The 11,239-nt window shown below is 68.5% G+C and carries 8 protein-coding genes; 6 read left to right on the forward strand and 2 right to left on the reverse strand.

The genetic code is table 11. The features are described from left to right. The first annotated feature begins 138 nt into the window (after window positions 1–138). The gene (locus tag B9O00_RS29730; RefSeq protein ID WP_089229848.1) at window positions 139–912 is read left to right on the forward strand and encodes an SDR family NAD(P)-dependent oxidoreductase; all 774 of its coding nucleotides are present in this window, start codon (window positions 139–141) and stop codon (window positions 910–912) included. Between the two features lie 266 nt (window positions 913–1,178). On the opposite strand, the gene B9O00_RS29735 is transcribed toward B9O00_RS29730, so the two are convergent. Together B9O00_RS29735 and B9O00_RS29740 are read right to left on the reverse strand one after the other, a co-directional pair. Continuing rightward, entirely contained in the window at window positions 1,179–2,042 is an 864-nt protein-coding gene (locus tag B9O00_RS29735; RefSeq protein WP_159460373.1) for a JmjC domain-containing protein, read from the reverse strand. A 10-nt stretch (window positions 2,043–2,052) separates the two neighbouring features. Beyond that, window positions 2,053–4,815, reverse strand: coding sequence for a DUF4135 domain-containing protein (locus B9O00_RS29740; RefSeq protein WP_159460374.1), 2,763 nt, complete (start codon window positions 4,813–4,815; stop codon window positions 2,053–2,055). A 766-nt stretch (window positions 4,816–5,581) separates the two neighbouring features. Here B9O00_RS29740 and B9O00_RS29745 point away from each other — a divergent pair. The 5 genes from B9O00_RS29745 to B9O00_RS29765 all read left to right on the forward strand — a co-directional run. Then, window positions 5,582–6,871 carry an imelysin family protein gene (locus B9O00_RS29745; RefSeq protein ID WP_085126668.1) on the forward strand — a complete coding sequence of 430 codons (1,290 nt, stop codon included), beginning with the start codon at window positions 5,582–5,584 and terminating at the stop codon, window positions 6,869–6,871. Window positions 6,872–6,958: 87 nt separating this feature from the next. After that, window positions 6,959–8,491, forward strand: coding sequence for a di-heme oxidoreductase family protein (locus B9O00_RS29750; protein ID WP_085126677.1), 1,533 nt, complete (start codon window positions 6,959–6,961; stop codon window positions 8,489–8,491). A gap of 33 nt (window positions 8,492–8,524) precedes the next feature. Continuing rightward, window positions 8,525–9,673 (forward strand): imelysin family protein, encoded by a 1,149-nt coding sequence (locus tag B9O00_RS29755; protein WP_085126670.1) that lies wholly within the window; start codon window positions 8,525–8,527, stop codon window positions 9,671–9,673. A 4-nt stretch (window positions 9,674–9,677) separates the two neighbouring features. Further along, window positions 9,678–10,814 carry a DUF1513 domain-containing protein gene (locus tag B9O00_RS29760; protein WP_085126672.1) on the forward strand — a complete coding sequence of 379 codons (1,137 nt, stop codon included), beginning with the start codon at window positions 9,678–9,680 and terminating at the stop codon, window positions 10,812–10,814. 190 nt (window positions 10,815–11,004) lie between these two features. After that, window positions 11,005–11,239: helix-turn-helix domain-containing protein (locus B9O00_RS29765; protein ID WP_143596371.1), on the forward strand; the 235-nt coding region annotated here is incomplete at its 3' end.

Consider the following 11,239-nt stretch of genomic DNA (forward strand, 5'->3'; position numbering starts at 1 on the left):
AAACTCCGATACTAATATGTCAGTGGGCCTTCAGGATGGCTCGTCGGTTGCGGGCCGGCGGGCGGCGCGCGATGGGAGGAGATCAGCAATGGTTGTATCGGGCTGGCGGCCGGGCGCGGGGCGCCGGGCGGGGCTGCCGTGAGCGCCCTGGCGACGGCGCGCTACGCGGACCTCGAGGGCAGGGCGGTGCTGGTCACCGGCGGCGCGAGCGGCATCGGCGCCGCCCTGGTCGAGGGCTTCTGCCGCCAGGGCGCGCGCACCTGGTTCGTCGACCTGCAGGACGAGGCTGCCGCCGCGCTCTGCGACCGCCTGGCGGCGGAGGCCGGCAGCCGCCCCCGGTACCGCCGCTGCGACGTCACCGACACGACGGCGCTGACCGCGGTGGTCGACGAGCTGGCCGCCGCCGAGGGCGGCCTCGACGTGCTGGTCAACAATGCCGCGAACGACACGCGCATCGCCTCGGGCGAGGTCACCGAGGAGCAGTGGGACTGGTCGGTCGCGGTCAACCTCAAGCACCAGTTCTTCGCCAGCCAGGCCGCGGCCCGCCACATGGTGCGGGCCGGCCGCGGCTCGATCGTCACCTTCGGCTCGGTGGCGCCGCGCCTGGGCATCCGCGATCTCGCGGTCTACTCGAGCTGCAAGGCCGCGGTCGCGGGCCTGACCCGCACGCTCGCCCGCGAGCTCGGCGACGCCGGCATCCGGGTCAACGCCATCGTGCCCGGCTGCATCATCACCGAGCGCCAGCTGGCCCTCTGGATCTCGCCCGAGGACGAGCGCCGCATCCAGGCCGAGCAGTGCCTGCACCGCCGCCTGGTCGCCGAGGACGTGGCGCAGATGGTGCTGTTCCTGGCCTCCGACGTCTCCTCGGCCTGCAGCTCGCAGCTGTTCGTGGTCGACGGCGGGCTGACGTAGGGGAGGAGCTTCCACGCCTCCCCGGACGCCACTTTGCCCGGCAGCCCTGCTGCTGCTGGCAAAGGGAGCGACCCGAGATCCAGCGAGCCGCGACGCCCGTGCCCCCGGAGGCCGATTCTGGAACAGCCGCTGGAGAGGCATGAGGTTCCGCGCTTGCGAGAAAGCTGCGACCCTGTTTGGGGCTTGGCAGACCTCCCTTCAGCCGCTTCCTCCAACCGCTACGGAAACCTCGTCGAGCTCGCCGCCGCCAGAATATCGCTGCGCTCTCATGAGCCCCCGTCCTGATGATCAGCCTGGCAATCTGCGTTCGCCAGGAGCCAGTTCCTGAATCGTTCGGTCAATTGGGCCGCGCGTCCGGGGGGCAGTGGCTTGCCGTCGCGGATAGGACGGCGTGCGTCCGGATCTTGCCGACAGAATTCCTCGAGCAACGCACGAAGGTCCGACAGAGGCCGTCTGACCCCGATTCCGAAGACGATGTGGATCGATTCCTCGCCTTCCGTTGCGGCCTTGTGCGGGATGCCCTGGGGAACGAACAAGACGTCGCCGGCAGAGAGCGTGATTCGGCGCGTCTCCTGGCTATCGATGTCATCTGCCGTGACATCCGTGTAGTCGATGGGGAACGGATTCTCCTCGGGCCCTTCATACAGGAGCCACGTCTTGCGGCCGTAGACCTGAACAACGAGGCTGTCGTCCAGATCGAAATGTTTCTGCAGGCCGCCGACGAATGGCGGTGTCATGTAGAGGTTTGCGAAGACCGGCATATCGAACACGTGCTTGAGCAAGGCGACCTGCTCGGCGCACTCGATGTCATACCGGCCGACACCGAACAGTCTCAAGGTTGCGCCCGCGCCGACCGCCTCGTTCACGGCCTTAGCGGAAGGAGAGCCGTCGGGTGAGAGTAGACGGCGAGAGTGTTCCGCCTCGCCGTTGACGATGAGGTCGAACTCATAGGATCTGAGATCGCCATTCTCGAGAAGGATTGCGACCCGCCGCTTCCAGTCTTGCCAAACCAAGAGATTCGACTGCGCGCCCCCGGGCGCGTAGATCGCAGCACCGATGTCGACGTCACCGACAATTCGGCGGATGCCCTCTTCGGAGCCGTGGAAGAAGAGGTGCTCCAGGCGGGTCATGTCCTTCATGTCAGGCTGGACGGCATCGCTCGCTTGCGGACTGGATTTCAGGGGCTGCAAGGAGGCCTCGGATACACTCTGGATAGAGCCGCCTGAGGCACAGGTATCCGACACCAGATAGACCAGTGAAGAGACTGGGGGTCACGCGCCACGACAGTTCGTCTCGCGCCTGACGCGGCCCGTCGTCTTTCAGGGCGGCCAAGAATTCCTCGAGCCGGACCGGAACTGTTCCGTTCAGGTCCGGCTCGAGGAAGATGCCGAGCCCGTGGCAGAGGTTCCAGTCATCCGTGTCGACGGTACATCGGTCGAAGAAGGTCTCAAGGCTGCGTTCAAAGGCCTCCGAGAGCGGTAAACCGCCATGGGCATCACATGAATACCTGTAGGCGAGATGCAATCCCGCACCGCCGAAGCACCAACCTAGGGGCCGAGCGGAGGGAGCAGCCGAGCGGCCGTCGAAGTACCGGCCATCCCGAAGGCGCCCAGACTCCCGTTCGAAGGCAGCCGTGGCTGCATCGAAGCACTCTCTTTCACCACCGAAGTGGCCCGCGAGGCAGAGGCCGTAAGCGATACCAGCGTCCCCATGGGCGAAGCCTCCCAGCCTCTTTCCATCGAACATCTCGTTCGGGAACCCGCCATCTGGGGAGGCGCCATCCACCCGCATCATGAGTCTGCCGAGTTCCCTGATTGGATCCTGCAGGGAGGCGTCGAGCGCGTGCAGGTGGGATAGGGCGAAGACGACTCCTGCGAGGCCGACGGAGAAGTCAGCCTGTATGTCGCCTGAATTCTGAGCAACGGCAGCATCCCCGAGCTTGTGAGCAAGGGGAATGAGAATCTCCGGCACCATGCCCATCCGATGACAGGTCAGAAGCATGCCGGCCAACCCGTTCAGAAGGCCTATGGGCAGGTCCCGATCTGAGGCAATCGCGTCGGCCATCCCCGCTTCGACGCATTCCCATAGGCGCCGGAAAGCAGGCAGGGAGGCATATCGCTCAACCGACCGAGCCTCGGAGAGGAACAGAGCAACGCCACTGACCCCATCGTAGAGATCCAGGCCAGTGATACCCCAGGTGCTGACCTGATCTTCCAGGTTGCGCAGCGAGGGAAAGAACACGTGCCCTTCCGCGGTCAGGGCGGTCCGGTCCAAATGCGAGATAATGCCCTCGATCACATCCTCGAGTGTGCCGTCACTTGCGGCCGATCGGCCTCGGGCGGCGATGATCGGAGCCGGCATGAAAAGAGCAGCTCCGGTGAACGCCGACAGGCGAATGGCTTCCAGCTGGGCTCCCGAGACGGCGGCGGCCCGGGCGATGCGCTCCAGGGCTTCGGACTGAACGGAGCGTCCGAGGAACCCTTCTATGGGGCCGTCGGAGCCGCTGATGAGATCGTGGCCGCGATACGTCACGTGAAATACGGGTATCGTCAGTTGGCCGATCGCGGCTATTTCCGAGCGAACGACGACGCGTATCCATGGATTCACGTTGGCGGACTCGAGGAGCGCCGAAAGCACGGCGATATGCGAGTCCGGTGTCGTCGCTACGGCCGGGTGGCTGAGAGTCTTCAAGAGGTGAACATAGTCGGCAGTCGGCCGGGGAACCAACCGCAACGACATCCGGTCATCGGGATCGGAATCGGTCAGGAACGAACGCACGACCTCCGTCTTCTTGCTCAGTTCCTCCTGGAGGACGCCGACCTCCTGGAGGAGGGTCGCGAAGAAGCGTTCGGTCTCCGAGGCGTCTCGGCACCAGGCGCGCAGGAACTCCGTAACCATACTGAAATCGAAGAGCCCGCTTTGGTAGCGGTCAGGCGAGGGCAGGATGCAGGTTGCTGAGAACAGGTCGTTCAGGATCCGTGCCTTGACGGCATAGTAGGCGTCGGCCTCGAGCCTCGGGTCGAGGACTGTCATCGCGGCCGCTTCGGTATCGAGGACGACTATCCCATCGCTTGAGATGCGGAAGTTCTCACCGTTGATGTCTCCGATACCGAGGATCCAGCAGCTCAGGAGCAAGTTCGCGCACTGGCGCGCATATCGCTCTATCGCCATCTCACGATCAACACTTCCGTGAGCGGACCGGGTGACGGAGACGCATTCCTTCTGGACAGATAGATCGCCGACATTGATCGTCGGGGGCACCCCGATGCGGATTGCTCCGGACGGCACCATGATCTCGTCCTGGAAAGCCTCGAAATATTGGTCTGTGAGCCCATTTCTTGGCTTGCAGTAGAACGTCGTTTGGCCGCAGCGGAACGAGAATACCGAAGCCCCTTGATCGTGTATGTCGGCGGTCGTGGGAGTGGTCACGTCAGAGACGGACCAAGCAGGGTGAGCGGTTCGCACAATCCTCACGGCCCGTGCAATATATGCGGCTCGCGCAATCGACAGGCTGGTCAGGCGATTGAAGTGCTGCACAGTCCCGAGATAGTAGTCGATGAATCGGGAGCCGGCTGAGCTCTGTCGATGCAGCCAGTCGACCAGCTGCCTGGCATGCATCTGGCAGTCCTGACGCAGCAGAGAGTCGAAGCTGCAGATGTCAGCGATATCTCGGACGATTCCGGGTTCGGCTTCGGCCGCAATTTCGTGAAGACCAGCGATGACGGCGTCGTGGAACTCCGCCGGTGTGGTTTGGGCGGACTTCGCGAGCAGGGTAACGATCCAATCCGCCGTCACACCCGAGATGCGGGTGGAGGGGAGCCGATCGCTATGGTCCCTCTTGAACTGGCTGAGCAGCTCCGGCGACAGCTCGAGCTTTGCCGCCAGCTGCGTCAGTCGATCCATCGACATCCTTCGTGACAGCTGTTCGCTGTCCTTCAGGGCTCAGTAGCAGCTGTAGGACGGACACCCTGCCGCCGAGGGACAGTTTCCGCGGGATGGGCAGTTGCTGCATGTCGAGCAGGATGTATAGTTCGAGTTCGGTCCCGCATGCAGATCCCGGCTTTTCAGACCGAAATGGCCAAGGGACGGGATCGGGCCAAAAGATCGGAAATCCACAACCTCGGCCTCTTCGGCAGTCTGGCCGCTTGCCTGATTCACGCCAACCTCCCGATGCTCATGTCGACGTCGACCGGAGTGCCACAGATAATAGCATGAGGGCGGGCGGCAGTGTCGAGACCGTCTGCAAGATGGTGACGCTTGCCGATGCTGAGCGGGGCGAGCGTGGTGCCGCCCGTTGGCTTCGGTCTGCTCGATCTGGCCGATCACTATGCCTGCGCCTTTCGGCACGCAGTCTGAGAGGTCCTGCCTTCTGTTTCAGGACCGTTGAGGCGCGGTCCGGCGGGAGAGCGCCACGTCTGCCGATTCGCCGGTTTCGCCAATGGCTTGTTCAGGCAGAGCCTGGCATTCGTCACGCGGCCGATCCGCGATGTCGGCAATCGTCCACTTTGTCCGGGACCCGACAGCGATCCTGCGGGATGTGCACGCTCGAACTCGATGCCTCAGACATCACGCGAATGAGAATGAGTTGCAATCCTATCTGACTCCTGGCACCTTCCCGCCGAACAGGATCCGGCAGGGGGTGCCGGGCGGGAAGAGAAGGAGTGTGACCATGAGACGGGCAATGCTGACGGCGGGAGCCTTCGCGGGCGGACTGATGGCCGTCGCGCTCTCCGGCCAGGCCGCGGCCGCCGCGGCCGACAAGGCGGCGGTGCTGACGACCTACGCCGACATCGCCGAGGCCGGCTACGCGGACTCGCTGACCACCGCGAAGACGCTGCAGCAGGCCGTCGAGGCGCTGATCGCCCAGCCCTCGGAGGCGGCCATGAAGGCGGCCCGCCAGGCCTGGATCGCGGCGCGGGTGCCCTACATGCAGACCGAGGTCTTCCGCTTCGGCAACACGATCGTCGACGACTGGGAGGGCAAGGTGAACGCCTGGCCGCTCGACGAGGGCCTGATCGACTACGTCGACACGGCCTCCTACGGCACGGAGTCCGACGAGAACCCGGGCTACGCCGCCGACCTGATCGCCAACCCGAAGCTCACCATCGGCGGCGAGACGATCGACGCGACGGTCATCACGCCGGCCCTGCTGCAGGACAAGCTGCAGGAGCTGGCCGGCATCGAGGCCAACGTCGCGACCGGCTACCACGCCGTCGAGTTCCTGCTCTGGGGCCAGGACCTCAACGGCACCGGGCCCGGCGCCGGCAACCGGCCCTGGAGCGACTACGCCACGGGGGCCGCCTGCAGCCACGGCAACTGCGAGCGGCGGGCCGCCTACCTCTCGACCGCGACCAGGCTGCTGGTCGACGACCTGGCCTGGATGGCCGGCCAGTGGTCGGCGGGCGGCGCGGCCCGCGCGGCCCTGCTGGAGGGCGATCCCGACGCCGGCGTCGCGACCATCCTGACCGGTATCGGCAGCCTGTCCTACGGCGAGCTGGCCGGCGAGCGCATGAAGCTCGGCCTGATGCTCCACGACCCCGAGGAGGAGCACGACTGCTTCTCGGACAACACCTTCAACAGCCACTACTACGACATCGTCGGCATGCTGAACGTCTACTCGGGCACCTACCGGCGGGTCGACGGCAGCACGGTCTCGGGTCCCGGCGTCGGCGACCTGGTGAAGGCGACGGCGCCCGCGGTCGACCAGGAGCTGGCGGCGAAGCTGCAGGCGACCCTGGCGGCAGCGAGCGCGATGAAGCGGCGCGGCGAGACGGTCGAGGCCTACGACCAGATGATCGGCCCCGACAACGCCGAGGGCAACGCCGTGGTCCAGAAGGTGATCGACGGCCTGACCGTGCAGACCGCGACGCTGGAGAAGGCGGTGGGCGCGCTCGGCCTGCAGCCGATCGCCTTCGAGGGCTCGGACAGCCTGGACAATCCGGAGGCGGTCTTCCAGTAGGCCGCTCGCCCATACCTTTCCGCCGGGGCCCGGTTCCTACCTTCCTCCGGGCCCCGGCGGTTCCTCCGGCCGCCGTTCAGAATGACCATGCCGTCCCGCCTCGCGGTCTTCTTCCTGTCGCTCGCCCTGGTCCTCGGACCGGGGCTCTTGTCGCTCGTTGCCGCCGGGGGTCTGCCAGCCGCCGGCGCGGGCGGCCGGACCCCGGCCGAGCGGGCGCGCATCGCGGCGGTGACGCGGCCGACGGCCGACTTCTCCGGGCCCGAGCGGTACGAGCTCAGGCCCGGCGGCGCGGCGACGGTCTTCGCGACCCTCAACCAGGACAGCTTCTCGCATCCCTCGGCGAACATGACCTTCCGGCGCGAGCTGGACTTCAAGGTCGGCAACGCGATCTTCCGCAAGTTCTGGGTCTCCTCGCCCAGCTCGACGACCTCCTCCGACGGCCTGGGGCCGCTGTTCAATTCGCGTTCCTGCCAGAGCTGCCACCTGAAGGACGGCCGCGGCCATCCGCCGGTGCCGGGCGAGGCGGCGGTCTCGCTGTTCCTGCGGCTCTCCGTGCCGCCCCAGAACGCGGCCGACCGCAAGGCGCTGGCCGAGCGGCGGATCCGGTTCGTGCCGGAGCCGACCTACGGCGAGCAGCTGCAGACCTTCTCGGTCCAGGGCCTGCGGGCCGAGGGCCGCATGACCCTGTCCTACGAGCCCGTGCCGGTAACGCTGGCCGACGGCACCGTGGTCGAGCTGCACCGCCCGCGCTACGGCATTGCCGAGCCGGCCTACGGCCCGTTGCACCCGAACCTCATGATCTCGCCGCGCCTGGCGCCGCCGATGATCGGCGTCGGCCTGCTGGAGGCGATCCCGGCCGAGGACATCCTGGCGGGCGCCGACCCGGAGGATGCCGACGGCGACGGCATCTCCGGCAGGGCCAACGCGGTCTGGAGCGACGAGGAGCGGCGGGTCGTGCTCGGCCGCTTCGGCTGGAAGGCCGGCCAGCCCAGCATCGCCCAGCAGACTGCCAGCGCCTTCCTCGGCGACATCGGCATCGCGACCCCGCTCTACCCCCGGCCGGCCGGCGACTGCAGCGGGCGGCAGCCGGACTGCCTCGAGGCGCCGAGCGGCGCCGAGTCCGCGGCGTTCCCCGTCGAGGCGACGCCGGAGATGGTCGAGAAGGTCGACTTCTACAGCCGCAACCTCGGGGTGCCGGCGCGCCGGGACATCGACGATCCGCAGGTGCTGGCCGGCAAGCGTGTCTTCTACCGGGCCGGCTGCATCGGCTGCCACCGGCCGAAGTTCGTGACGCGCCGCGACTCGATCGGTGCCGAGCAGTCCTTCCAGCTGATCTGGCCCTACAGCGACCTGCTGCTCCACGACCTGGGCGAGGGCCTGGCGGACGGCCGGCCGGAAGGCCTGGCCGGCGGCCGCGAGTGGCGGACCCCGCCGCTCTGGGGTATCGGTCTGACCGAGAGGGTCAACGGGCCCGGCCACTACCTGCACGACGGCCGCGCGCGCAGCCTGCTGGAGGCAATCCTCTGGCACGGCGGCGAGGCCGAGGCGGCGAAGCAGCGGGTCGTCGCCCTGCCGGCCGCCGAGCGCGCGGCCCTGCTCGCCTTCCTGAAGTCCCTCTAGCCCCCCTTTTCCGCTGCTGCGAGGACCTTTCCGATGAGCCGCTCCCTTCAGACCCTTCGCCGGCTGGCCCTGCCGGCGGCGCTCGCCGCGGCGCTGCTCGCCGGCCTGCAGGCCGCGCGGGCGACCGAGGCGCCGGTCTCGCTGGCCGCGGTCGCGCTGGGCGAGGCCGACTACCAGCGGGTCAACGATGCCCTGGTCCAGCACCACGTCGTGCCGCGCTACCAGGTCATGGCCGCCGCGATGGCCGCGCTCGACGCGGCAGCCGGGCGCTACTGCGCGGCGCCCGGCGCCGGCACCCTGGCGGCGCTGCGCGCGGCCGACGAGGCGGCGGTCGATGCCTGGATGGGCGTGCAGCACCTGCACTTCGGGCCGGTCGAGCTGTTCATGCGCTCCTATCGTCTCTACTTCTGGCCCCAGGGCCGCGGCCGCATCGCCCAGGCGACCGGCGAGCTGCTGGCCGCCGCCGACCCGGCGAGCCTGGAGGAGCAGCACTTCCGCAACGCCAGCACCGCGATCCAGGGGCTGCCGGCGCTCGAGGTGCTGCTCTACGGCGAGGGGGCGGAGGAGACTCCCTCGGCCTTCCGCTGCGCCCTGCTGACGCGCATCGCCTGCAACATGAAGGCCATGGCCGCCGACATCGTCGAGGAATGGCAGGGCGGCAAGATCGACTTCGCGAGGACGGTCGCCGAGCCGGGCCCGGACAATCCCTATTTCGAGAGCGCCGAGGAGGCGACGCTGGCCTTCTTCCAGAGCCTCTACAACGGCCTGGAGCTGATCTCCGACGCCCGCCTCAAGCCGGTCGCCGGCGCCTCGATCGAGAAGGCCAAGCCGGCGCTGGCGGAGTCCCGCGCGCCCGGGCGCTCGCTGCGCAACGTCGTCGTCAACCTGGAGGCGCTGCAGGGCCTCTACGAAGGCGAGGGCGGACCCGGCCTCGGCGATCTCGCCGTCCGCAGCGGCGCCGACCCGAAGCTGGAGCCGCTGCTGCGCAAGGCCTTCCGCCTGACCGTCGAGACCGCGAAGGGCATCGAGCCGCCGCTCGCCGAGGCGGTCGTCGATCCGAAGCGACGCAAGGCGGTGGACAAGCTGCTGACCCAGCTGGTCGCGATCAAGCAGATCCTCCGCAGCCGCTTCTCGCCGGCGACCGGCCTGCCGATCGGCTTCAACGCGATGGACGGGGACTGAGGCCGTGGCCCCTTTCGCCCTCAGCCGGCGCCGCCTGCTCGGCCTCGCGGCCGGCGCGGCCGCGGCGCCGCTGCTCTCTCCCCGGGCGGCCCGGGCCGAGACCCGGTCCGGACGCCTCTACCTCAGCTGCTGCGCCGCCGACGACGGGCAGTGTTTCACCGGGGCCTTCACCGCCGACGGCCGGCTCGCCTACCGCGTGCCGCTGCCCGAGCGCGGCCACTCCCTGGCGGTCTCGCCCGACGGCAGCCGGGCGGTGCAGTTCTCGCGCCGGCCCGGCAGCTTCGCCGTGGTCTTCGACCCGCGCGACGGCCGCCTGGTCGAGACCCTGGCCTGCCGCGACGACCGGCGCTTCAACGGCCACGGCGCCTTCGCGCCCGACGGCCGGCTGGTCTATCTCTCGGAGAACGACTTCGTCGCCGAGCGCGGCGTGCTCGGCGTCTATGACGCGCGCGACGGCTTCCGCCGGGTCGCCGAGCTGCCGAGCCACGGCATCGGCCCGCACGAGCTCAGGCTGATGCCCGACGGCACGACCCTGGCCGTCTGCAACGGCGGCATCCAGACCCGGCCGGACCTGCCGCGCATCAAGCTCAACATCCCGACCATGGAGCCCTCCCTGGCCTACCTCGACCGGCGCGACGGCCGGCTGCTCGGCAAGGTCCACCTGCCGGCCGAGCTGCACCTGGCCTCGATCCGCCACCTGGCGGTGCGCGCCGACGGCCTGGTCGCCTTCGCCATGCAGTACCAGGGGCCGCGCGGCGACCTGGTGCCGCTGGTCGCCACCCATGCGGCCGGGGCGAGGGCGCCGCGGCTCTTCGAGGCGCCGGAGGCGGCGCTGCGCGCCCTCGAGGGCTACGTCGGCAGCGCGACGCTCGACGCCTCGGGCGAATTCCTCGCCGTGTCGTCCCCGCGCGGCGGAGCGATCCAGGTCTGGGAGGTCGAGAGCGCCAGGCCGGTCTTCACGGCGGCGATCGCCGACGGCTGCGGCATCGCGGCGACCGGCGCCGCGGGCGGCTTCCTGGCCAGCAGCGGTGTCGGCGGCACCTTCCTGCTCGAGGCGGTCGCCGGCCGCTGCCGCCCGGTCGCCTCGCCGGCGCTCGAGGCCCTGCACTGGGACCACCACATCGTGCCGGCCGCCGCCTGAGGCTGCCGTTAGCCTCGCCAGATGGCTCCACCCTGAGCTTGTCGAAGGGTGAAGCCATTCAGCACCGCCCGTGCCGGCTTCGCTTCACCCTTCGACAAGCTGTATAGACCGGAGAGATGGTGGACGGGTGTTCGGGGACATGGTGGACGCATTCTGATCGGCATTGAGGGTCTCATGAGGGAGGCTTTCGATGCCCTGGCAGGAGGTGTCGATCGTGTCGCAGCGTCGGGAGTTCGTGCTTTTGGCGAGCCGGGAGGGGGCGAACAAGCGCGCTCTGTGCCGGCGCTTCGGGATCAGCCCGACGGTCGGCTATCGCTGGCTGGCGCGCTATCGCGCGGCGGGCCTGGCGGGCCTGGAGGACCGCTCGCGCCGGCCGCTGCATTCGCCGAACGAGACGCCGGTGGCGATCCAGGCGGCGGTGGTCG

The organism is Tistlia consotensis USBA 355 (assembly GCF_900177295.1).
Lineage (GTDB): Bacteria > Pseudomonadota > Alphaproteobacteria > Kiloniellales > DSM-21159 > Tistlia > Tistlia consotensis.

Bases quoted from the DNA above. Each gene is read 5' to 3' on its own strand.
- B9O00_RS29735 (WP_159460373.1), bottom strand. From the start codon at position 2,042: ATGACCCGCCTGGAGCACCTCTTCTTCCACGGCTCCGAAGAGGGCATC.
- B9O00_RS29740 (WP_159460374.1), bottom strand. From the start codon at position 4,815: ATGGATCGACTGACGCAGCTGGCGGCAAAGCTCGAGCTGTCGCCGGAG.
- B9O00_RS29745 (WP_085126668.1), top strand. From the start codon at position 5,582: ATGAGACGGGCAATGCTGACGGCGGGAGCCTTCGCGGGCGGACTGATG.
- B9O00_RS29750 (WP_085126677.1), top strand. From the start codon at position 6,959: ATGCCGTCCCGCCTCGCGGTCTTCTTCCTGTCGCTCGCCCTGGTCCTC.
- B9O00_RS29755 (WP_085126670.1), top strand. From the start codon at position 8,525: ATGAGCCGCTCCCTTCAGACCCTTCGCCGGCTGGCCCTGCCGGCGGCG.